General features: G+C 60.1%; 23 protein-coding genes and 2 other RNA genes. 9 read left to right on the forward strand and 16 right to left on the reverse strand.

Annotated elements, in window-relative coordinates; all coding sequences use genetic code 11:
• Positions 1 to 6 precede the first annotated feature (6 nt).
• Together ACF8MC_RS15575 and ACF8MC_RS15580 are read left to right on the forward strand one after the other, a co-directional pair.
• Positions 7 to 112: non-coding RNA, RtT sRNA (locus tag ACF8MC_RS15575), on the forward strand.
• Positions 113 to 159: 47 nt separating this feature from the next.
• Positions 160 to 279: non-coding RNA, RtT sRNA (locus ACF8MC_RS15580), on the forward strand.
• A gap of 218 nt (positions 280 to 497) precedes the next feature.
• Here the strand turns inward: ACF8MC_RS15580 and ACF8MC_RS15585 are convergent.
• Positions 498 to 854: a helix-turn-helix domain-containing protein gene (locus ACF8MC_RS15585; protein WP_004928813.1), complete on the reverse strand. Its 357-nt coding sequence runs from the start codon at positions 852 to 854 to the stop codon at positions 498 to 500.
• Positions 855 to 1,148: 294 nt separating this feature from the next.
• Here ACF8MC_RS15585 and sdeA point away from each other — a divergent pair, with 294 nt between their 5' ends.
• The gene (gene sdeA / locus ACF8MC_RS15590; RefSeq protein ID WP_164104797.1) at positions 1,149 to 2,336 is read left to right on the forward strand and encodes a multidrug efflux RND transporter periplasmic adaptor subunit SdeA; all 1,188 of its coding nucleotides are present in this window, start codon (positions 1,149 to 1,151) and stop codon (positions 2,334 to 2,336) included.
• 24 nt (positions 2,337 to 2,360) lie between these two features.
• Positions 2,361 to 5,504, forward strand: a complete 3,144-nt coding sequence (gene sdeB, locus ACF8MC_RS15595; protein ID WP_039566581.1) for a multidrug efflux RND transporter permease subunit SdeB — start codon at positions 2,361 to 2,363, stop codon at positions 5,502 to 5,504.
• Positions 5,505 to 5,569: 65 nt separating this feature from the next.
• On the opposite strand, the gene ACF8MC_RS15600 is transcribed toward sdeB, so the two are convergent.
• The 9 genes from ACF8MC_RS15600 to hinT all read right to left on the reverse strand — a co-directional run bounded on the left by ACF8MC_RS15600 (position 5,570) and on the right by hinT (position 12,721).
• Positions 5,570 to 6,049 carry an Rrf2 family transcriptional regulator gene (locus ACF8MC_RS15600; protein WP_025302433.1) on the reverse strand — a complete coding sequence of 160 codons (480 nt, stop codon included), beginning with the start codon at positions 6,047 to 6,049 and terminating at the stop codon, positions 5,570 to 5,572.
• 264 nt (positions 6,050 to 6,313) lie between these two features.
• Entirely contained in the window at positions 6,314 to 6,850 is a 537-nt protein-coding gene (locus ACF8MC_RS15605; RefSeq protein ID WP_004928798.1) for a glycine zipper 2TM domain-containing protein, read from the reverse strand.
• Positions 6,851 to 7,188: 338 nt separating this feature from the next.
• Positions 7,189 to 8,493, reverse strand: coding sequence for an NAD(P)/FAD-dependent oxidoreductase (locus ACF8MC_RS15610; RefSeq protein WP_060420608.1), 1,305 nt, complete (start codon positions 8,491 to 8,493; stop codon positions 7,189 to 7,191).
• A gap of 332 nt (positions 8,494 to 8,825) precedes the next feature.
• Complete coding sequence (gene ycfP / locus ACF8MC_RS15615; protein ID WP_015377468.1) at positions 8,826 to 9,368, reverse strand: alpha/beta hydrolase YcfP; 543 nt, start codon at positions 9,366 to 9,368, stop codon at positions 8,826 to 8,828.
• A gap of 79 nt (positions 9,369 to 9,447) precedes the next feature.
• Positions 9,448 to 10,467, reverse strand: coding sequence for a beta-N-acetylhexosaminidase (gene nagZ / locus ACF8MC_RS15620; RefSeq protein WP_164104796.1), 1,020 nt, complete (start codon positions 10,465 to 10,467; stop codon positions 9,448 to 9,450).
• A gap of 38 nt (positions 10,468 to 10,505) precedes the next feature.
• The gene (thiK, locus tag ACF8MC_RS15625; RefSeq protein ID WP_101426787.1) at positions 10,506 to 11,372 is read right to left on the reverse strand and encodes a thiamine kinase; all 867 of its coding nucleotides are present in this window, start codon (positions 11,370 to 11,372) and stop codon (positions 10,506 to 10,508) included.
• Positions 11,353 to 11,943: a penicillin-binding protein activator LpoB gene (gene lpoB / locus ACF8MC_RS15630; protein WP_033646436.1), complete on the reverse strand. Its 591-nt coding sequence runs from the start codon at positions 11,941 to 11,943 to the stop codon at positions 11,353 to 11,355. The genes thiK and lpoB overlap by 20 nt, the downstream gene beginning before the upstream one ends.
• Positions 11,944 to 11,969: 26 nt before the next feature.
• Positions 11,970 to 12,359 carry a YcfL family protein gene (locus ACF8MC_RS15635; RefSeq protein WP_033646437.1) on the reverse strand — a complete coding sequence of 130 codons (390 nt, stop codon included), beginning with the start codon at positions 12,357 to 12,359 and terminating at the stop codon, positions 11,970 to 11,972.
• Positions 12,360 to 12,370: 11 nt separating this feature from the next.
• Complete coding sequence (hinT, locus tag ACF8MC_RS15640) at positions 12,371 to 12,721, reverse strand: purine nucleoside phosphoramidase (RefSeq protein WP_004928776.1); 351 nt, start codon at positions 12,719 to 12,721, stop codon at positions 12,371 to 12,373.
• Between the two features lie 221 nt (positions 12,722 to 12,942).
• Here hinT and ACF8MC_RS15645 point away from each other — a divergent pair, with 221 nt between their 5' ends.
• Complete coding sequence (locus ACF8MC_RS15645; RefSeq protein ID WP_164104795.1) at positions 12,943 to 13,848, forward strand: transporter substrate-binding domain-containing protein; 906 nt, start codon at positions 12,943 to 12,945, stop codon at positions 13,846 to 13,848.
• Here ACF8MC_RS15645 and ACF8MC_RS15650 read toward each other — a convergent pair.
• Entirely contained in the window at positions 13,845 to 14,222 is a 378-nt protein-coding gene (locus tag ACF8MC_RS15650) for a helix-turn-helix domain-containing protein (RefSeq protein ID WP_072264913.1), read from the reverse strand. The genes ACF8MC_RS15645 and ACF8MC_RS15650 overlap by 4 nt on opposite strands.
• Before the next feature lie 99 nt (positions 14,223 to 14,321).
• Here ACF8MC_RS15650 and ACF8MC_RS15655 point away from each other — a divergent pair, with 99 nt between their 5' ends.
• Positions 14,322 to 15,071, forward strand: coding sequence for an SDR family oxidoreductase (locus ACF8MC_RS15655; protein WP_047568056.1), 750 nt, complete (start codon positions 14,322 to 14,324; stop codon positions 15,069 to 15,071).
• A gap of 37 nt (positions 15,072 to 15,108) precedes the next feature.
• Here the strand turns inward: ACF8MC_RS15655 and ACF8MC_RS15660 are convergent, their stop codons facing one another.
• The gene (locus tag ACF8MC_RS15660; RefSeq protein WP_004928764.1) at positions 15,109 to 16,413 is read right to left on the reverse strand and encodes an Nramp family divalent metal transporter; all 1,305 of its coding nucleotides are present in this window, start codon (positions 16,411 to 16,413) and stop codon (positions 15,109 to 15,111) included.
• Between the two features lie 230 nt (positions 16,414 to 16,643).
• Between ACF8MC_RS15660 and mntR the strand changes: the two genes are divergently transcribed.
• Together mntR and ACF8MC_RS15670 are read left to right on the forward strand one after the other, a co-directional pair.
• Positions 16,644 to 17,114, forward strand: coding sequence for a manganese-binding transcriptional regulator MntR (gene mntR, locus ACF8MC_RS15665; protein ID WP_033638048.1), 471 nt, complete (start codon positions 16,644 to 16,646; stop codon positions 17,112 to 17,114).
• 14 nt (positions 17,115 to 17,128) lie between these two features.
• The gene (locus ACF8MC_RS15670; RefSeq protein ID WP_049194621.1) at positions 17,129 to 17,494 is read left to right on the forward strand and encodes a DUF4180 domain-containing protein; all 366 of its coding nucleotides are present in this window, start codon (positions 17,129 to 17,131) and stop codon (positions 17,492 to 17,494) included.
• 145 nt (positions 17,495 to 17,639) lie between these two features.
• On the opposite strand, the gene ACF8MC_RS15675 is transcribed toward ACF8MC_RS15670, so the two are convergent.
• From ACF8MC_RS15675 to ACF8MC_RS15690, 4 genes are all read right to left on the reverse strand, one after another.
• A complete protein-coding gene (locus tag ACF8MC_RS15675; RefSeq protein WP_232094701.1) occupies positions 17,640 to 18,077 on the reverse strand; it encodes a hypothetical protein in 438 nt (145 codons plus the stop codon).
• Positions 18,077 to 18,562, reverse strand: coding sequence for a hypothetical protein (locus tag ACF8MC_RS15680; RefSeq protein WP_080353583.1), 486 nt, complete (start codon positions 18,560 to 18,562; stop codon positions 18,077 to 18,079). Before ACF8MC_RS15680 ends, ACF8MC_RS15675 begins: the two co-directional genes overlap by 1 nt.
• Positions 18,559 to 19,539: a tyrosine-type recombinase/integrase gene (locus ACF8MC_RS15685; RefSeq protein ID WP_049300611.1), complete on the reverse strand. Its 981-nt coding sequence runs from the start codon at positions 19,537 to 19,539 to the stop codon at positions 18,559 to 18,561. The genes ACF8MC_RS15680 and ACF8MC_RS15685 overlap by 4 nt, the downstream gene beginning before the upstream one ends.
• Positions 19,540 to 19,603: 64 nt before the next feature.
• On the reverse strand, positions 19,604 to 19,903 hold the full coding sequence (locus ACF8MC_RS15690) for a DNA-binding transcriptional regulator (RefSeq protein ID WP_049300610.1): 300 nt from the start codon (positions 19,901 to 19,903) through the stop codon (positions 19,604 to 19,606).
• An 87-nt stretch (positions 19,904 to 19,990) separates the two neighbouring features.
• On the opposite strand from ACF8MC_RS15690, the gene ACF8MC_RS15695 reads away from it, so the two are divergent.
• Positions 19,991 to 20,260, forward strand: a complete 270-nt coding sequence (locus ACF8MC_RS15695) for a hypothetical protein (protein ID WP_049300609.1) — start codon at positions 19,991 to 19,993, stop codon at positions 20,258 to 20,260.
• The last annotated feature ends 7 nt before the right edge of the window (positions 20,261 to 20,267 follow it).

The raw sequence follows: 20,267 nt of genomic DNA on the forward strand, positions 1-20,267 counted from the left end.
CCGACCGGGAGGGTGAGAACCCTCGACAGGGTTCGACAAAACGCTTGCGTTTTGGACCGCCAACGGCGGCCCGCAGGGTGAGCGCAGCGAATCTATCCCTCCCTCACCGCCATATTCTAACGAGAAAGCCTGAGCGAAAGTTCGGGCTTTTTTGTATGCATAGCGCACCGACCGGGAGGGTGAGAACCCTCGACAGGGTTCGACAAAACGCTTGCGTTTTGGACCGCCAACGGCGGCCCGCAGGGTGAGCGCAGCGAATCTATCCCTCCCTCACCGCCATATTCTACGAAGAAGCCTGAACTCACGTTCAGGCTTTTTTGTATGCATAGCGCACCGACCGGGAGGGTGAGAACCCTCGACTGGGTTCGACAAAACGCCTGCGTTTTGGACCGCCAACGGCGGCCCGCAGGGTGAGCGCAGCGAATCTATCCCTCCTTCCACATAGACAAAAAGCCCGAACGCAAATTCAGGCTTTTTTATCCCCACTGCCCAACCGCTCAGTGGTGCGTGCGCCCCATAGACGCCGGCTGCGCCAACGCGCGGCGCCAGTCGCCCGGCGTTTGGCCGAACTGGCGCTTGAAGCTGCGATTGAACGACTGCTGTGAGTCGAAGCCGAGCGAAATCGCCACGCTGACGATAGGCTCGCCGCTGTTGGCCAGGCGCTCCGCCGAGACTTTCAGTTTTTGCATGCGGATATACTCCCCCAGCGCGTAGCCGGTCTGGCGTTTGAACATGCGCTGCAGGTGCCATTTGGAATAGCCCGCGCGATCCGCCACGGTGTTGATATCCAGTTTCTCTTCCAGATTGTTGTCGATCCACGCCTTCAAATCGGTAATAAAGCCCGTAGTGTTCATGCTGATGCTCCCATCATTTGGCAGGGTTCCCCTCTGCCCGATGCACATACGTTGCAACAGTTTCGCTTTAAATGCAATTTTTATTATTGCATTTACCGGAAAGCCGCCACTATACTCCACCCAATTAATGTAACCGATATTGATACATTAATGTGACACCAATGTGTTTCAAAACCTAACGCTGCGCCGCTGCACGGCACAGCCGCCCCCTCACCGCACGCCGGCGCGGGGCGAATCCCGGAGAACAGGGCCGGGTATGGGGCCTGACCGCACTTACTCATCGGAATAAAAATAATGGCAAATCAACCAAACTCATCGTTCAACGCCGGCGGCCGCTCGCGCGCCGTCGCTCTGGGCCAGCGGCTCTCCGGGGTCGCGCTGCTGGCCGCCCTGCTCGCCGGGTGCGACAACAGCGTCGCGCACAACGCCCCGCCACCGCCGCCGGTGATCAGCGCCGCCAGCGTGGTGGTCAAACCGATCAGCCAGTGGGATGCCTTCAACGGCCGGGTCGAAGCGGTGCAGAGCGTGCAGCTGCGCCCACGGGTCTCCGGCTACATCGAACGGGTCAACTACACCGAAGGCGACGAGGTGAAAAAAGGCCAGGTGCTGTTCACCATCGACGATCGCACCTACCGCGCCGCACGCGAACAGGCGCAGGCCGAGCTGGTGCGGGCTCGCAACCAGGCCGCCCTGGCGCGCAGCGAATCCTCGCGCACCGAGAAACTGATCGGCACTCAGGCCATCTCTCAGGAAGTCTGGGAACAGCGCCGGTCATCCGCCGCGCAGGCGCAAAGCAACGTGCTGGCAGCGCAGGCTCAGCTCGACATGGCGCAGCTGAACCTCGACTTTACCCGTGTTACCGCGCCGATTGACGGGCGCGCCAGCCGCGCAATGATCACCGCCGGCAACCTGGTCACCGCCGGCGACAGCGCCAGCGTGCTGACGACGCTGGTGTCGCTCGACAAGGTCTACGTCTATTTCGACGTGGATGAAGCCACCTTCCTGCGCTATCAGCAGCAGGGCCGGCACGACGCGCGCCTGCCGGTGAAGGTCGGCCTGGTGGGCGAAGACGGCACCCCGCATCAGGGGCTGGTGGATTTCACCGATAACCAGCTGAACGCCGGAACCGGCACCATCCGCATGCGCGCCCTGCTCGACAACCGCGATCGCCGCTTCACGCCGGGGCTGTTCGCCCGGGTACAGATGCCCGGCAGCGCCGAGTTCAACGCCATGCTGATCGACGATAAAGCGGTGATGACCGACCAGAACCGCAAGTTCGTTTACATCGTCGATAAAGACGGCAAAGCGCAGCGCCGCGACATCGACGTGGGCCGCATGGCCGAAGGATTGCGCATCGTGCAGAAAGGGTTGGCAAACGGCGATCGGGTGATCGTCGACGGCATGCAGAAAGTGTTTATGCCGGGCATGCCGGTCGACGCGAAAACCGTCGCCATGAACCCTATCGCCTCCGCACTTAACTAAGCTCCCAGCAGAGACTTCTGACCCATGGACTTTTCCCGCTTTTTCATCGACCGACCGATCTTTGCCGCGGTGCTGTCGATACTGATTTTTGTCGCCGGGGTGATAGCCATCCCGCTGCTGCCGATCAGCGAGTACCCGGACGTGGTGCCGCCCAGCGTGCAGGTGCGCGCAGAATACCCGGGCGCCAACCCGAAAGAGATCGCTGAAACGGTGGCCACGCCGCTGGAAGAAGCGATCAACGGCGTCGAAAACATGATGTACATGAAATCGGTCGCCGGTTCCGACGGCGTGCTGGTGACCACCGTCACCTTCCGCCCGGGCACCGATCCCGATCAGGCCCAGGTGCAGGTGCAAAACCGCGTGGCGCAGGCCGAAGCGCGCCTGCCGGAAGACGTGCGCCGCCAGGGTATCACCACGCAGAAACAGTCCCCGGCGCTGACGCTGGTGGTGCATCTGGTCTCGCCTTCCGGCAAGTACGATTCGCTGTACCTGCGCAACTACGCCACCCTGAAGGTCAAGGATGAGCTGGCCCGCCTGCCGGGCGTCGGCCAAGTGCAGATCTTCGGCGCCGGTGAGTATGCGATGCGCATCTGGCTCGATCCGAACAAGGTCGCCGCGCGTGGGCTGACCGCCTCCGACGTGGTGAGCGCCATGCAGGAGCAAAACGTGCAGGTCTCCGCCGGCCAGCTCGGCGCGGAGCCGATGCCGACGCGCAGCGACTATCTGCTGTCGATCAATGCCCAGGGGCGCCTGCAAACCGAAGAAGAGTTCGGCAACATCATCCTCAAGAGCGGCGACAACGGCGAGATCGTGCGGCTGCGCGACGTGGCGCGCATCGAAATGGGCTCCGGCAGCTACGCGCTGCGCGCCCAGCTCAATAACAAGGATGCGGTCGGTATCGGTATCTTCCAGTCGCCGGGCGCCAACGCCATCGAGCTGTCGGACGCGGTGCGCGGCAAGATGGCCGAGCTGGCGACCCGCTTCCCGGACGGCATGAGCTGGAAATCGCCTTACGATCCGACTGTGTTCGTGCGCGATTCGATCCGTGCGGTGGTGGATACCCTGCTGGAAGCGGTGATCCTGGTGGTGCTGGTGGTCATTCTGTTCCTGCAGACCTGGCGCGCCTCGATCATTCCGCTGTTGGCGGTCCCGATCTCCGTGGTCGGCACCTTCGCCGCGCTGTATCTGCTGGGCTTCTCGCTCAATACCCTCAGCCTGTTCGGGCTGGTGCTGGCGATCGGCATCGTGGTGGATGACGCCATCGTGGTGGTGGAAAACGTCGAGCGTAATATCGAAGAGGGGCTGTCGCCGCTGGCGGCGGCGCACCAGGCGATGCGCGAGGTCTCCGGCCCGATCATCGCCATCGCCGTGGTGCTGTGTGCGGTGTTCGTACCGATGGCGTTCCTCTCCGGCGTTACCGGGCAGTTCTATAAGCAGTTCGCCGTCACCATCGCCATCTCGACGGTGATCTCCGCCATCAACTCGCTGACCCTGTCGCCGGCGCTGGCGGCGCGGCTGCTGAAACCGCACGGCGCGCCGAAAGACCTGCCGTCGCGCCTGATCGACCGGCTGTTCGGCTGGCTGTTCCGGCCGTTCAACCGCTTCTTCGCCAGCAGTTCGCAACGCTACCAGCGCGGCGTCTCACGCGTGCTGGGCCGGCGCGGCGCAGTGTTTGTCGTCTACCTGCTGCTGCTGGCCGCCGCCGGGGTGATGTTCAAGACCGTGCCTGGCGGCTTTATCCCGACGCAGGACAAGCTGTACCTGATCGGCGGCGTGAAAATGCCGGAAGGCGCCTCGCTGGAACGCACCGATGCGGTGATCCGCAAGATGAGCGCCATCGGTCTGAGCGTGGACGGCGTCACCGATGCGGTGGCCTTCCCCGGCCTGAACGCGCTGCAGTTCACCAATACGCCGAATACCGGCACGGTGTTCTTCGCGCTGGAGTCGTTGAGCACCCGTACCCGCACCGCGGCGCAGATCAACGCCGAGATCAACGCGCGCATTTCACAGATCCAGGAAGGCTTCGCCTTCTCAATCATGCCGCCGCCGATCCTCGGCATCGGCCAGGGCTCCGGCTATTCGCTGTACGTGCAGGATCGCGCCGGGCTGGGCTACGGTGCGCTGCAGACGGCGATCAACACCATGTCCGGCGCCATTATGCAAACGCCGGGCATGGGGTTCCCGATCTCCTCATATCAGGCCAACGTGCCGCAGCTGGACGCCAAAATCGATCGCGACAAGGCCAAGGCGCAGGGGGTGCCGCTCAATGCGCTGTTCAGCACGCTGCAGACCTACCTCGGTTCGTCTTATATCAACGACTTCAACCGCTATGGCCGCACCTGGAAGGTGATGGCGCAGGCCGACGGCCAGTTCCGCGACAGCGTGGAGGACATCGCCAACCTGCGCACCCGCAACGACAAGGGTGAAATGGTGCCGATCGGCAGCATGGTCAACATCGGCACCACCTACGGCCCGGATCCGGTGATCCGCTATAACGGCTTCCCGGCGGCGGATCTGATCGGCGACGCCGATCCGCGCGTGCTTTCCTCTACCCAGGCGATGGGCGCGCTGACGCAGATGGCCGGCAAGCTGTTGCCGAACGGCATGAACATCCAGTGGACCGATCTGAGCTACCAACAATCAACCCAGGGCAACGCCGCGCTGGTGGTGTTCCCGGTGGCGGTGCTACTGGCGTTCCTCGCGCTGGCGGCGCTGTACGAAAGCTGGACGCTGCCGCTGGCGGTGATCCTGATCGTGCCGATGACCATGCTGTCGGCGCTGTTCGGCGTGTGGCTGACCGGCGGCGACAACAACGTGTTCGTGCAGGTCGGGCTGGTCGTTCTGATGGGGCTGGCCTGCAAGAACGCCATTCTGATCGTCGAGTTCGCCCGCGAGCTGGAAATGCAGGGCAAAGGCATCGTCGAGGCGGCGCTGGAGGCCTGTCGCCTGCGGTTGCGGCCGATCGTGATGACCTCCATCGCCTTCATCGCCGGCACCATCCCGCTGATCCTCGGCCACGGTGCCGGCGCCGAGGTGCGCGGCGTCACCGGCATCACGGTGTTCTCCGGCATGTTGGGAGTCACCCTGTTCGGGCTGTTCCTGACGCCGGTGTTCTACGTCACGCTGCGGCGCCTGGTGGCGCGCAAAGCGCAGCCGCAGACCGTCTGAACGCGGCGTTAAAATGCAAAAAGGTCGGGCATTGCCCGACCTTTTTTTATGCATGCGAACCGCGATTATTTGTCGGCGGTTTCAGCCTCTTGCGCGGCGGCGTACTCCGCGCAGGCGCGCTTGTCGCCCCGCTCCAGTTCGGCCAGCGAGTCGGCCACGGTATGGCGCGCCAGCACCGCAAGCGAAGCCTGTTCGGCTTCGTTCACCACCGATTTGAAATACCAGCAGGCATTGGCGCTCACCAGGCAACGGGCCGGCACTTCAGGGCGTGAGGCCCAGATGCGCTTGTCGTCGATCACCGCCAGATAGATGTCCCGCAGGGTGATCTCTTCCGCCGGGCGGCCGAGGTGGATAGAGCCGTTGCGGCCCAGGGTGGAAACGATGATGCCGTCTTTGGTCAGCGGCACCATCAGTTTGCGGATAAAGCTGGGGTTGGCTTCCAGAGCGGCGGCAAGGGTGGCGCTCGTCGAACGCATGCCCTGCTTCTCAGCTACGGCGACGCTAAGGACCATTTGCAACGCTGTCGGAAAGCGAAAATCTAACATGTCGTTATCTCTGCGAGACGAAATACTCGGGTTTGGCCGGTGTGGCGATTGGCGCCGATAACACCGCTTAATTGCACAATAATATAACAAACGCGGGGGCTTTTTTGAAGTTTTGCCCAGTGATATCGCACGCAGACATTAGAACGATCGCAAATTGTTGGGCGGGCAGAAAACAGAAACCCGCGTCAATGTTAACGCCGCTCGCTTAACCGGGTTAAACGATCAGAACTAACACTGCCCGCGGGCTTAATTCGAATGTGGCGATCAGGCTCTGTTCAGCACCAGCTGGCCGTTTTTATCCAACGGGATTTGCGTGCCCGGATCGTGATCCATGCGGATCTTGCCCTGCTGATTGCCGATCTTGTAGGTCACGTCATAGCCCAGCATTTTCTGAGACTTGTCATAGACCGTTTTGCAACGCTGCTGCACGCTGGTGGTGACGTCATTATTCTGCATCGCCCCTTGCACCTGGTTACCGGCATAGCCGCCGCCCAGCGCGCCGACCACGGTCGCCACGTCGCGCCCGCGGCCGCCGCCGAACTGGTGGCCGATCACGCCGCCCGCCACTGCGCCCAGCACTGAACCGGCGATGCGGTTTTCATCCTGCACCGGCGCACGGTGCGTAACGGTGACGTTGCGGCATTCCTGACGCGGCGTTTTGATGGTTTCTTTAATCGGCGTTGCGGCGAGCACCTGCGCATATTGCGGACCGGCAGAAAAGACGTCCAGGCTGGCTACCGCGGCAATCCCCAGAGCGGCAGCGATACCAATCCCAACACCGGCTAACATTGACTTGTTCACAGGAAACCTCCTGAAAGTGTTACCACGCATTTTTTCCGGGGTCTGTGACCGGCTGCACCGCGCTTATTATTTTGCGCATGGGCGGCTTGCGGTATCCCGGTTTACGGCGTGCGCGACGCGCCGTCTGTAAACGAGGTAAAGTCTGCACAATGATCTGAAGCCCCGCAATAAGACAAGGGGACCAAAAATGCGGGAAAACGGCCGTTTTTCCGCTGTTTAGGAGGAATCTTAAGAATTTTACCCATACCGACGACAGCTTATGCTGAAGAATCAAGCAACCGCCGCCATAAAAAAACCCGCGCGGGCGAACCGGCGCGGGTTGGTCGACAAAGGCGGGATCAGTGCATTTTCAGACGTGGGCGGATCACCCGGTTGATGCCGCCCACCAGCATCATCAGGCCGGTTTTGATGTAACCGTGCAACGCCACCTGGTGCATGCGGTACAGCGAGATGTAGACGAAGCGCGCGATGCGCCCTTCCACCATCATCGAGCCGCGCATCAGGTTGCCCATCAGGCTGCCGACGGTGCTGAAGCGCGACAGCGACACCAGCGAGCCGTGGTCTTTATACACGTATGGCTTCAGCGTCTGGCCGTTCATCAGCGCCAGGATATTGGTGGCGCAGCGCGAGGCCATCTGGTGCGCCGACTGGGCGCGCGGCGGCACGAAACCGCCGCCCTCTTTCGGGCAGGAGGCGCAGTCGCCGATGGCGAAGATGTTCGGATCGCGCGTGGTCTGCAGCGTCGGCTCCACCACCAGCTGATTGATGCGGTTGGTTTCCAGGCCGCCGATATCCTTCATGAAGTCCGGCGCCTTGATGCCGGCCGCCCACACCATCAGATCGGCGTCGATGAACTCGCCGCCCTTGGTGTTCAGGCCTTTGGTGTCCGCGCTGGTCACCATGGTGTTGGTCAGCACGCGCACGCCCAGTTTGATCAGCTCCTGGTGCGCCGCAGCGGAAATGCGCGGCGGCAGCGCCGGCAGAATGCGCTCGCCGGCTTCTACCAGCGTCACGTTGAGCGCGCTGTTGTCCAGGCCTTCGAAACCGTAGCTGTGCAGCTGCTTCACCGCGTTGTGCAGTTCGGCGGACAGCTCAACGCCGGTGGCACCGCCGCCGACGATGGCGATGTTGACCCGCTCTTTTTGCCCCGGCTGCGCCGAGAACTTCAGGAACAGGTTGAGCATTTCGTTGTGGAAGCGGCGCGCCTGATGCGGGTTATCCAGGAAGATGCAGTGCTCTTTCACGCCCGGCGTACCGAAATCGTTCGAGGTGCTGCCCAGCGCCATCACCAGGATGTCGTACGGCAATTCGCGCGCCGGCACCAGCTCGCCGCCCTGCTCGTCGCAGATCTGCGCCAGTTGCAGCGTTTGCGTTTCGCGGTTGATGTTGGTCAACGACCCCAGTTGGAAGCTGAAATGGTGGTTGCGCGCGTGCGCCAGGTAGCTGAGCGCATCCACGCCGTCATCGAGGGAACCGGTCGCCACTTCGTGCAACAGCGGTTTCCACAAATGGCTGTGGTTGCGATCCACCAGCGTGATCTCCGCTTTGTTCTTGCGGCCAAGTTTATGGCCCAGGCTGGTCGCCAGCTCCAAGCCACCGGCGCCGCCGCCAACAATAACGATTTTCTTCTTTGGCGTTGTCAAAATAACCCCCTAAATGTGAACCATTTGTTATTCCAGGGTAAATAAATAATATCCTTAGAATACATAGGGTTCGCTTAAAATAAATCGGCTCTCTGAGGCCAGAATAACATGTGAGGTTATTTGGTCATACCAAAATTGATGTACATCAAATTTTTTTGGTTAAAGGCTGGACGCGGGGATTTTTTGGCGATTGTGATTCAAATAGTTAGCGCTGAGTCACAGTTTTAAATTTTGCCGATTGCCACGCAAGATCTTGCCTGGGCGCACAAAAAAGCCGCACTTTCCGCCGGTGAAAAACGGGAAGCGCGGCTCACGGCAGCGTTATGAAACTGTTAACCCAGCGCCTTGAACGCCTTGAGCCGCTGCAGATGGGGGGAGATGTTTTTGAACTTGTGCGTCTGCTGTTCATCCCACACGATCTCGTAGTAGTGATGCAGCAATTCGGCGCTGCGCCGGTTATCCAGCACCTCGTCGTGCCGCGACAGCACCACCAGACAGCGATCGCGGTTCTTCTCGCGGAAATCCTCCACGCACTTGGTGGCGATATCGCGATACTCTTCCGGCCGGTCTATCTTGCCGTGCATGTGCTCTTCTGGATACAGGTTCGGGTTGAACATCGCCTGGCGAATGCCGCACAGGAAGCCGATGCGCTCCGCCCAGAAGCCGCCGAGGCCGACCCCGCAGATCAATGGGTGCGCGTCGCCGCCCTGCTGCACCGCCTTGTCCACCTCTTTCAACAAATGCTGCATGTCATGACGCGGATGCAGCGTGCTGTAGCTGATGAAGCGCACGTCCGGATCGATAAACTGCAGCTGTAACACCTTTTCATGATTGCCGGGACTGGTGGAATCGAAGCCGTGCAAATAGATAATCATGTGGATCCTCGCAACAAGCCAAGGGCCGCGGGCGCGGCCCTCATCATTTCCGCTCTGCGCCGCAATGCGGCGCCTGGATTCACCCTTGCGAACGCTGCTTGTGCTCCTCCCAGCGTTCGCTCAGCGCGCTGAGCGCCTTGTGCGCCTGCTGCCAGCGCTCGGAGTCGCGCAGTTCCTGACGGGTGAACTGACCGCGATGATATAACCGCTTCACCTTCTCTGCTTTGACCGGGGACAGGTTATCCAACACGCTGACCGCACCTTCGCGGTGGTTGCACACCAGGATCATGTCGCAACCGGCATCCAGCGCCGCCTGGCCGCGCTCGGCGTAGCTGCCCATGATGGCGGCGCCTTCCATCGACAGATCGTCGGAGAAAATCACGCCGTCGAAGCCCAGCTCCTGACGCAGGATCTGCTGCAGCCAGTAAGGCGAGCCGCTGGCCGGGCGCGGGTCCGCTTCAGTATAGATGACGTGAGCCGGCATGACGGCGTCCAGCAGCTGGCGTTTGATCAGCTCGCGGAAGATCGCCATGTCATGCTCGCGGATCTGCGCCAGCGGCCGCGGATCGCGCGGGGTTTCCTTGTGCGAATCGGCGCTGACGGCGCCGTGCCCAGGGAAGTGTTTGCCGGTGGTTTTCATGCCGGCGCTGTGCATGCCGAGGATAAAGCGTTCGGCCATCGCCAGCGCCTGCTGCGGATCGCTGTGGAACGAACGCTCGCCGATCGCCGCGCTGCCGTGGCCGATGTCCAGCACCGGCGCGAAGCTGATGTCGATATCCTGCGCGATCATCTCCGCCGCCATCAGCCAGCCGGCCTCCTGCGCCAGCTGGCCGCCTTCCTGCGCATCGTGCAACGCGGCGAACGACTGCGCTGCCGGCAGGCGGGTGAAGCCCTCGCGGAAGCGCTGCACGCGCCCGCCCTCCTGGTCTACCGCCACCACCAGCCGATCGTGCGAGGCGGCGCGGATCTGGCGCACCAGCTCACGCAACTGCTCCGCATCGTGGAAGTTGCGGGTAAACAGGATCAATCCGCCAACCAGCGGGTGTTTCAGAATCTCGCGTTCTTCTGCATCCAGCTCGTAGCCGGCGACATCTAGCATTACTGGGCCCACGGGCACCTCACTTCATTATTGTTCGTTCAGAATTCGGATGATGATAAACAGAATCGCCGGCGCACCGCAGCGCCCCAGCGTAAAAATTCGGCGTCGCCGCTCTGCTGCCAGCGCACTTCAAACCACAGCAGCATCAGATAATCCACCCACGGCAGCCAGCCCCGCACCTGGGCCTGCAGCCGGGCGGCGTCGTGATAGCCCTGGCGCGCGTAGTGCTGCAAAAAGCGCTGCTGCTGCCAGGCCGACCAACCATTGCCGCGAAACAGCGCGGCGATATCCAGCGCCACGTCACCGTCGGCGGCATACTCCCAGTCGATCAATCGCAGCCCCTCGCCGGTGGCGAGCAAATTGCCCGGGTGGATGTCCATGTGCAGCGGCGCCAGGCGCAGCGGCCGTGGCGGCACACTTAGCAAAAAATGGCGCTGCAGGCGCAGCCAGGCGGGGGTTACACGCCGCGTATCCAGCTGCGGCCAGTAGCGGAGGAACTGCCGCCGCAGATCCAGCCGGTAACCGCTGAGCGGCCGCCGATGCAGTTCCGCCGCCATCGCCGCCAGCTCGCCGCGCTCATTCAGCGCCGCAAACTCGGCATCTGTGACGACGTCACCTTCGAGCCATTCGAGGATAAGCCACTGATTATTCTGTGCGAAAACCCGCGGCCCCAGCCCCGGCGCGCAGCGGCGCAAGACCCGCGCTTCCCGCCGTCGGCTCACGCCCAGCGCGCGTTTTTCCTCACTGTGCTGCCGCGCCAACAGCGTGACGCCCGCGCCGTCGATGCGCCAGCTCTCGCCGGTCAGCCCCTGCACCGGGCTGAAATGACAACCGGCGGTATTCACCGCCGGCAGTCTGGTTTCCATCAATCGTCGCAGCGCGGCCTCAGCGTTTAACGGCGCCATTGCCCGACCAAACGATCTCGCCGGTTTGCACCAGCATCAGCTGCATATCCAACGCCGGCGACTTCACGTCGCCGCTGACGTCGCTGTACAGCACGTACTGCGCGCCGACGATGCGCGCCAGGCCAATCGCCTTGCTGCGCGAACCGAAGCTGTCATCCGCCGACAGGCCCAGCGTTTGTCTGGCGCTGGTCAGCTTCGCTTCCGGCACCACGCTGAAGGTGGAATTCGACGCCAACGCCTTGTACAACGCCGCGGTAGCTTTGCCCATCTGCAGCGAACCGTTGGTGTTGTTCTTGACGCTGTCCAGCAGCAGCACGCTGCCGGCCGTGACGCCATCGGCCTTCAGCATCTGCCCCACCAGCGGCTGGACGCTGCCCAGCCAGTCGAGCTGCTGAATTTTCGGCGGCTGCGGCACCGGCTCGGTGGTTGGCGGCTGCGGCTGCTCGACCGGCGGCGTCGGCTGTTCCGGTTCGACGGTGACCGGCGGCAACGGTTGTTCCGGCTCAGGCGGGCGCGACAGACAGCCGCTGAGGGTTAATGCGGCCAGCGCCACTAAGACGTACTTTTTCATGCTTTTTCTCCAAACCTGGCAAGCGCTTACAGGTACAGATACAGACGCGCGCTTTTAGCGTCCAGATTGCCGTTAATCGAGTAAATTTTGGCGTCCGAGTCGGGCGCCACCACGATCTCGCGCGGTTTCTCGAAGGGGCGAATATCCAGCCCCTGCGCGTCGTACCAATAGAAGCGGTAATGTACGGTGACCGGCGTCATTTGGCTGTTGTTGAGCACCGAGGTCGCCATCACCCGCCCGGAGGCGTTCGAAATCGAGGGCGTATCGGCCAAAATGCCGGCGGTCAGCACCGAAGGATCCATCACCACCGTCTGCCCTTGGTTGACCGCGATGCCGGGCGATGAACTGCATCCCATCAGCAACGCGGCGGGCAGCGCCAACGCCATCAGACCACGGAGAGTTTTTTTACCGCGCATGATTTCCTCGCTTAACGTGACAGCAGCGGCCCCAGCGAGCGGCCACCGACCAGGTGCATGTGAATATGATAGACCTCCTGACCGGCGTGGCGGTTGCAGTTGACGATCAGGCGGTAGCCGTCCTCGGCGATGCCTTCCTGTTCGGCGATCTTCGCCGCGGCGGTGATCATGCGGCCCAGCGCGGCTTCATGCTCCACGGTCACGTCGTTGACGGTTGGGATCAGCACGTTGGGAACGATCAGCACATGGGTGGGTGCCTGGGGAGAGATGTCACGGAAAGCGGTGACCAGTTCGTCCTGATAAACCACATCAGCAGGGATTTCGCGGCGGATAATTTTACTGAAAATCGTTTCTTCGGCCATCTGGCGTTCCTTGTTTTACACAATTAGCTGTACGCAGTATGAGTGACAAATTCTACTGCTTTCAACCTGATTGCGCACTTTCCACGTCGAGTGCTGCAGATTCGCGCAGCCCGGCGCCCCGCTTGTGCATCTTTTCACTTTGGTTATTCACTATTGTTGCTTTACTTGCCCCGCGCCGCCGCCAATAGTAACCCCATGATTAACAAAGGATAGAGGGTGCTATGCCACTGAGGATTTCGGCGCTGTGCGCGCTGTTGCTGAGCGCCGCCGTGCAGGCGGCCACGGCGGGCGGTATCGATCTGCAGGCTAACCGAGAGCCGATACGCGCGGAGAAAAACCCGGCCGCTATCGCACTGATTCCGGCAAACTTTCACTTCGCGGTGCCCGGCAAGCTGACGGTGGCGGTGGCGTTCGAGAACTCCCCGCCGCTGGCGCTGTTCGCCGAGGACAATAAAACGCTGATCGGCAGCGATCCGGACATCGCCCGCCTGGTGGCCGACAGCCTTGGGCTGGAGCTGAATCTGGTGCCTACCTCGTGGGAAGATTGGCCTCTGGGCATCAGCACCGGCAAATACGACGCGGCGATCTTCAACATCGCCGTCACCAAACTGCGCAAGACCAAATTCGACTTCGCCACTTATCGGGTGGACACGCTGGGCTTTTACGTCAAATCCACCAGCCACATCACCTCGATCAACCGGCCGCAGGACGTCGCCGGGCTGCGGGTCATCGTCGGATCCGGCACCAATCAGGAAAACATACTGTTGGGATGGGATAAGCAAAACCGCGCCGCCGGGTTGCCGCCGGTGCAGCCGATCTACGTGACCGACGACGCCGCCACCAACCTGAGCATTCAGTCCGGGCGCGCCGATGCGTTCTTCGGCCCCCACTCCACCGGCGCCTACAAGGCGGCGCTGACCGGCAAGACCAAAATGGTCGGCATCGGCCCCAGCGTGGCCTACGTCGCGGTCACCACCAAAAAAGGCAACGGGTTGGTGAACGCCGTCAACGCCGCCATCAACGGCGTCATCGTCAGCGGCGAATACGCGCAGGTGCTGGAGTGCTGGGGCGAAGGCGATGAAAAGGTCGAGCGCTCCGCCATCAACCCGCCGGGCATCGGCGACTAGCCGCCGATCAGCTGCGGCGCGTGCCGACGCATCCACTCGGCCAGCGAGTCCAGCGTCGGCCGCAGCGATTTGCCGAGCGCGGTGACCTGATACTCCACCCGCGGCGGCACTTCGGGAAACACCTGCCGCGTCACCAGGCCACGCTGCTCGAACAGCCGCAGCTGACGCGTCAGCTCTTTTTGCGCAATGGGCGCCACCGCCCGCTGCAGCTCGCTGAATCGCACCGGGCCGTCGATCATTATCAGTCGGTACAGGATGGGTATCGCCCACTTGCCCGACACCAGATTGACGAAGTCCACCATCGGGCAGGGTTCGCCCGCCGGCGGCAACGCCGCCAAATTATTTTCCGCCGCTAATGGCGCTTGTGCCGTCATTTCATCCCACCTCGTCCTTTAGTATCCAAAAGGTGCCTACTATGCAAAAGGAACTATAGCGCAAATAATGCCGCAACTGACGCTAAAGAGGAATCGGTTATGGCACGACTGCAAGGCAAATACGCATTGATTACCGGCGGCACCAGCGGCATCGGGTTGGAAACCGCCCGCCAGTTTATCGCCGAGGGCGCAACGGTGGCGATCACCGGGCGCAGCCAAAGCGCCCTGGACGCGGCGGGCCAGGCATTGGGTGGCAAGGCGCTGTTGCTGCTGAGCGACGCCGGCGATATTCCGCAGCAGCGCGAACTGGCGCAGCGGCTGGGGCAACGGTGGCCGCGGCTGGACGTGCTGTACATCAACGCCGGCGACGTTACGCATCGCCCGCTGCAGGAGTGGGATGAGCAGAGCTATCAGCGGCTGATGGACATCAATCTGAAGGGACCGTTTTTTCTGATCCAGGCGCTGCTGCCGCTGCTGGCCAACCCTTCTTCGGTGATCCTGTGCGGTTCGGTCAGCGCCCATATCGGCCTGCCGCAGAGCAGCGCCTACGCCGCCAGCAAAGCCGGCTTGCTGTCGCTGGCCAGAACGCTGTCCGGTGAGCTGCACGCGCGCGGCATTCGCTTTAACGGCCTCAGCCCCGGCCCGACCGAAACCCCGGCGTTGGGTAAGCTGGGGTTGGCGGAAGCGGATGAGCAGGCATTGCGCGACGATATCCGCGCGCTGGTACCGATCGGCCGCATGGGCAGCGCGCTGGAGCTGGCCAAAGCGGCGGTGTTTCTGGCGGCGGACGAGTCGGCCTTTATGGTCGGCGCCGAGCTGCAGATGGACGGTGGTGTGGGAAATTTATAATTTAGCGACGCGGCCGCGCCCCGCGCGGCCCGCAAGATCACCCCAAACCGGGAATATCGACGCCGAAGGTCTGCAACAGCAGCACCACGTTGAGCAGCACGATCACCACCGTGCCGACCACCGCCGCCAGACTGGTCCAGCGGCCGTTGGCGAACTCGCCCATGATGTCGCGGCGGCGGGTGAACATCACCAGCGCGATCATCGGCGCCGGCAGTGCCAGGCTCAGCACCACTTGGCTGTAGACCAGCGCGTCGGTGGCGTTGACGCCCATCGCCACCACGATAAACGCCGGCACCATGGTGACCAGGCGGCGCACCCACACCGGAATGCGAAAACCAACGAAGCCCTGCATGATCATTTGCCCGGCCATGGTGCCCACCACCGAGCTGGAAATGCCGGAGGCGATCAGCGAAGCGAGGAAGATGCCGGCGGCCGCCGCGCCGAACAGCGGCGTCAACGTATGGTAGGCGGTGCCAATTTCGGCCACGTCGCTATTACCGGCGTGGAAGGCGCTCGAGGCCATGATCACCATCGCAATATTCACCAGCCCGGCGAGCGCCAGCGCGATCACCACTTCAATATTGGAAAAACGCAGCAGCTTGCGCCGCTCGCCGTTGTCGCTGGCCGGGCTGCGGTGCTGGGTCAGCCCCGAGTGCAGGAAAATGGCGTGCGGCATCACGGTGGCGCCGATAATGCCGACGGCGATGGTCAGCGCTTGCGCGTCCGGCAACTGCGGCGTCACCATGCCGAGGCCGGCCGCTTGCCAGTCCACCGGTACGATGAACATCTCCACCAGATAGCACAGCGCGATGATGCCCACCAGGCCGCCGATCATCAGCTCGACCGGGCGGAAACCTTTCTTTTCCACCATCAACAGCGCATAGGTGATCACCGCCGTCACCCCCATCCCCGCCAGCAGCGGCATATGGAACAGCAGCGCCAGCGCGATCGCCCCGCCGAGAAACTCCGCCAGATCGGTGGCCATCGCCGCCACTTCGCTGAGCAGCCACATGCCGATCACTACCGGCCGTGAAAACTGGTCGCGGCACATCTCCGCCAGATTGCGGTTGGTGACGATGCCGAGCTTGGCCGACAGCGCCTGGAACAGCATGGCGATCAGGTTGGCCATCACCACCACCCACAGCAGGCTGTAGCCGTATTTCGCCCCGGCCTGAATATTGGTGGCGAAGTTGCCGGGATCCATATAGGCAATAGAGGCAATCACCGCCGGGCCGGCGAACAGCAACGGCGTAAAGGCGCCGCGCTTGCGTCCAGCAAGGGCGGCGCCAATCGCGATGTTGGTCCGTTCGGTTAACGATGGAGTGGTTGCCGCGTCACGCATGAATTACCCTCAATCTTTCACTGGTTATTTTTCCACCTACCATGCCGACAATGTAGCATCGGCTACACTTTATGCAACAGGCGAAATTCATTGGCTTTGTGTAGAGATATTTCTAACTACCACAATGCGTGGCATCGAATTGATAATGTGTGCTATTTGGACTAACTTAGGGCAACCCTCCCCGCATTGCCGGGAGACGCCATTTTTATGCTTACAGGACGCCCCACGCTATGGTTACCCGCGCGCCAGATAACGCCGATCGCCACGCCCAGACCGACATGCCGGACGAGGCCGAGCACGCCCTGCGTTTTAGCCGCGCCCGCGAAGCGCAATCCAATGCGCTGATCGAAGATTACGTTGAGCTGATCGCCGATTTGCTGCAAAGCACCCGCGAAGCCAGAACCACCGATATCGCGCGCCGCTTCGGCGTGTCTCACCCGACGGCGATCAAAAATATCGCGCGGCTGAAAAGCGCCGGACTGGTGGAATCGCGCCCTTATCGCGGGGTGTTTTTAACCGAGGAAGGCGAGCTGCTGGCGCAGAAGGTGCGCCGCCGTCACCGCATCGTGGTCGATCTGCTGATGTGCGTCGGGGTGCCGAGCGAAACCGCCGAGCTGGACAGCGAAGGGATTGAGCACCATATCTCGGACGAAACGCTGGCGGTGTTCGAGCATTACCTGCAAAAGCACGCCAAGCCCTGACTCCCGGAGCGCCGATGAGCTACGCCGTGCAGCAAATCCACGATCTGCGCCTGGTGATGTTCGCCGAAGCCGGACCGCCATTGAAAGACGAAAATGACGTCAGCCTGTTTATCGCGCCCGCCTTTGAACACGATGCCGGGATGATTGCCCTCCCCGTCAACCGCCTCGACGCCGCCTTTTTCCAGCTCAGAAGCGGCATTGCCGGCGCCGTATTGCAGAAATTTATCAACTACCGCCTGCGCGTTGCGCTGCTGGGCGATATCTCCCCCTGGCTGGCGCAAAGCAACGCGCTGCAAGATTTCGTGCGTGAGGCCAACCGCGGCGAACAGGTCTGGTTCCTCCCTTCTCTCGCCGAACTCGAACAGCGGCTTGGTGCCTGACGGCAGGCAATAAAAAAGGGAGGCTTTCGCCGCCATTTCGAGGGCAATAAAAACAAGCAGTTACAGGATTATCAGGGATTTAGATACCTGTAACTGCGTGCTTAAAATGGGTATAGCGTGGGCGTTTGGGTCAATTTGTGGATCGCTATTTGAGAATAGCCTCTTTCACAAACCAAAGAAGGATAGCCAGAATTGCAGGAACCATTAGCGTCCAGAGAAGCCGATCATTGATGCCATCAAGTCGTTTATTTACGCTATCGAACTTGCCTTCGAATTTATCGTTAATGCGCTTTTCAGACGCCGCCAATTCTTTTACCACATCAGCCCGTAATGTCTGATGTTCAGTACGAATAGCCTCTATGTCAGATTTAGTGGCAAATGCCTCGGAGCGAGTGGTTAGCACTGCCAGATCCAGTTTTATCTGCGCAACGTCAGATTCTAAGCGCTCTACTCGTTTTTCTAATCGATCTAACACATCACCACCTCCGCCACCTCCGTGCGTGGCTACAGTATAATCACTTGGCCTTATACCACTATCTGGAACAGATCTTAAGTGAACATCACGCTCTTTTACATTAGCCATTATTCTTTCTCGCCCGCTTTCTCAATATTTTCAAGCCAGTTTAAAACAGCAGCGGAACGATAAAGGCTAAGGTGACCACAGTTCAAACAATGTACTTGATAGTAGCTTTTCCTTAGACCGGATACACGATTTTCATTCCCCCAAGTTACATATGAAACATAAGAACGTATTAGAGCATCAGTGATCATTTCCCGCTCAGCTTCCGGTAAGCTGCTAAAATTATCCGGAAGTTTTTCACTCTGTAAGGTTGTGCTTTCTGGCACAGTCAGCTCGTTAGAACCGCATGAAAGGCAATGGAAAGCCGCCCCTTTCTCTGCAAGAAACTTACGAAAGAGTGTCGGCGTAACCTTCATAAGCCTTTGTTTATAATTAGCTAATTTCTTTTCGTTGTATTCTTCAGTTTCTTTATTCAGTTGATCTTCAAGAAACTTGCGCATAACAAAATTGCGAAGTTCTTCTTCTGTTGGTTTCTTAACTGTGATCATTGCTGGCTCTCCAAAGGATTAAATCTCACCGCATCTTCCAGATAATCCGGCGCAAAGTGTGCATAAACCATTGTTTGTAAAATACTTGAGTGTCCTAAAATGCGTTGCAGCGCCAGAATATTGCCACCATTCATCATGAAGTGGCTGGCGAACGTATGTCGCAGCACATGCACCGCTTGTCCCGCCGGCAGACCGGGAGCAACTTCCTTCACGCATAGCCGGACATAGGGATAGTTCAGATCCTTGAACAGCGGCCCCGACTTCACACCGCTGGTGATCTCTTTGCAGAGTTCGGGCGAGATCGGCACCGTCCTGTTCTTGTTGTTCTTGGTGTTCAGGTAGGTGACCTTGTTACCGATCACCTCTTCCTTTCGCAGCTTCGCCACTTCACCCCAGCGGGCGCCCGTCGCCAAGCAAAGACGGACAGCTTTCAGGTGATCACCGTCGAGCCGTTCCTGCAACGCCACGATCTCGGCTTGGGTAAGAAACCCCATTTCCTGAGCCGGCAGCTTCATTTTCTTCATGGCCTTGAGCGGGTGCTCGCCGTGGTAATGCCCCAGCTCGATGAGAACGGAGAACACACCACCCAGCATTTCTTGGTCAAGGTTGACTGTCTTGGCCTTCTTACCTTCAGCAAATCGCAGCGCCCGGTAGTCGGCAAAGAAAGTGCGGGTGATCTGGCTGGCTTTGGGATGCCCCATTTTCTCCGCCATGACACGCAACTTCTGCGCCCTCTTCACTCCGTCTTTTAGGTGCTGACCGTGATGGTTCCACCACAAATCGATCAGGTCTGTTAATGGGCGATGGTCAGCGGGCTTATCGAGCCACTCTTTGTTGTTCTGCGTCGCAATCACCCAGCGCTCGAACTGCTGCGCTTCAGATTTCGTTTTAAACTTTTTGCGGACACGCTTCCCATCTCGACCTTGGGGCCGCACATCCACCATGTAACCGTCAGCGCCAAGAGACTTAATACTCATCCCCAAAGACTCCTTTCAGCACAAATCCCACCTTTACCCCATGAATTCTTTATACGCCAAGCAGTTAGCCAGCCTTCTGGCCTTTTTGGCGGTTGGATGTGCTGTCGAGCCCATCAGGGGAGAGAGCAGGAGATATCTGCCCAATTTCCGGCGCGACATCCCCTGTCATTAGCCACATTGTGTATTTTTTAAATCTCGGGTTGCTTGTGATCTTCATCAGTGTCGCACCGCCAGGCTCTATCAATCCGGTTTCATACTTCTTCACTGTGCTGATTGAAATGCCTGTTATTTCACAAAATTCGCTCTGACTGACCCCTTCGCTTTTACGAATCGCTTTCACTTTGTCGCCTAGAGTGCTTGACATGGTTCATTCCTATGAACTAAAGTCACCTTGGTTCATATTTATGAACCCAAAATAACTTAAATCTGCGTGATCCTAGAGGTTATCACTATGAGCAAAAACCGACAAAAAAAGGTGATTGTGCCGAGGGGGAGCCAGCTTCCTGATGACTATCCATTCGGTGAATTACTGGAAGAATCGATCTCCGAATATGCGCGTCGCATTGGTAAAAACCCGCAGACTATTCGCACTCAAGCAGACACTGGCGCCCTGCCGATTTTGCAAGCTCGTCCGGGTGCCAAACGCCGGGTAAATCTTTACGCCATATACCTGAATGCCAAGCGTCATGCGGAGAAGTTTGTCGCGCATATGGGGTCGTGAGGAAATT

It is taken from the genome of Serratia sp. LACPHL-BACT-2024-00286 (assembly GCF_043109535.1).
Taxonomy (GTDB): domain Bacteria; phylum Pseudomonadota; class Gammaproteobacteria; order Enterobacterales; family Enterobacteriaceae; genus Serratia; species Serratia sarumanii.

Excerpts from the sequence above, each read along its gene's own strand:
- nagZ (WP_164104796.1), bottom strand. The coding sequence starts at position 10,467 with ATGCTAGATGTCGCCGGCTACGAGCTGGATGCAGAAGAACGCGAGATT.
- ACF8MC_RS15685 (WP_049300611.1), bottom strand. The coding sequence starts at position 19,539 with ATGAGTATTAAGTCTCTTGGCGCTGACGGTTACATGGTGGATGTGCGG.
- hinT (WP_004928776.1), bottom strand. The coding sequence starts at position 12,721 with ATGGCCGAAGAAACGATTTTCAGTAAAATTATCCGCCGCGAAATCCCT.
- ACF8MC_RS15675 (WP_232094701.1), bottom strand. The coding sequence starts at position 18,077 with ATGGCTAATGTAAAAGAGCGTGATGTTCACTTAAGATCTGTTCCAGAT.
- ACF8MC_RS15645 (WP_164104795.1), top strand. The coding sequence starts at position 12,943 with ATGCCACTGAGGATTTCGGCGCTGTGCGCGCTGTTGCTGAGCGCCGCC.
- ACF8MC_RS15635 (WP_033646437.1), bottom strand. The coding sequence starts at position 12,359 with ATGCGCGGTAAAAAAACTCTCCGTGGTCTGATGGCGTTGGCGCTGCCC.
- thiK (WP_101426787.1), bottom strand. The coding sequence starts at position 11,372 with ATGGCGCCGTTAAACGCTGAGGCCGCGCTGCGACGATTGATGGAAACC.
- ACF8MC_RS15660 (WP_004928764.1), bottom strand. The coding sequence starts at position 16,413 with ATGCGTGACGCGGCAACCACTCCATCGTTAACCGAACGGACCAACATC.
- ycfP (WP_015377468.1), bottom strand. The coding sequence starts at position 9,368 with ATGATTATCTATTTGCACGGCTTCGATTCCACCAGTCCCGGCAATCAT.
- ACF8MC_RS15670 (WP_049194621.1), top strand. The coding sequence starts at position 17,129 with ATGAGCTACGCCGTGCAGCAAATCCACGATCTGCGCCTGGTGATGTTC.
- ACF8MC_RS15650 (WP_072264913.1), bottom strand. The coding sequence starts at position 14,222 with ATGACGGCACAAGCGCCATTAGCGGCGGAAAATAATTTGGCGGCGTTG.
- mntR (WP_033638048.1), top strand. The coding sequence starts at position 16,644 with ATGGTTACCCGCGCGCCAGATAACGCCGATCGCCACGCCCAGACCGAC.
- ACF8MC_RS15585 (WP_004928813.1), bottom strand. The coding sequence starts at position 854 with ATGAACACTACGGGCTTTATTACCGATTTGAAGGCGTGGATCGACAAC.
- ACF8MC_RS15690 (WP_049300610.1), bottom strand. The coding sequence starts at position 19,903 with ATGTCAAGCACTCTAGGCGACAAAGTGAAAGCGATTCGTAAAAGCGAA.
- lpoB (WP_033646436.1), bottom strand. The coding sequence starts at position 11,943 with ATGAAAAAGTACGTCTTAGTGGCGCTGGCCGCATTAACCCTCAGCGGC.
- ACF8MC_RS15600 (WP_025302433.1), bottom strand. The coding sequence starts at position 6,049 with ATGTTAGATTTTCGCTTTCCGACAGCGTTGCAAATGGTCCTTAGCGTC.
- ACF8MC_RS15680 (WP_080353583.1), bottom strand. The coding sequence starts at position 18,562 with ATGATCACAGTTAAGAAACCAACAGAAGAAGAACTTCGCAATTTTGTT.
- sdeA (WP_164104797.1), top strand. The coding sequence starts at position 1,149 with ATGGCAAATCAACCAAACTCATCGTTCAACGCCGGCGGCCGCTCGCGC.
- ACF8MC_RS15695 (WP_049300609.1), top strand. The coding sequence starts at position 19,991 with ATGAGCAAAAACCGACAAAAAAAGGTGATTGTGCCGAGGGGGAGCCAG.
- sdeB (WP_039566581.1), top strand. The coding sequence starts at position 2,361 with ATGGACTTTTCCCGCTTTTTCATCGACCGACCGATCTTTGCCGCGGTG.
- ACF8MC_RS15655 (WP_047568056.1), top strand. The coding sequence starts at position 14,322 with ATGGCACGACTGCAAGGCAAATACGCATTGATTACCGGCGGCACCAGC.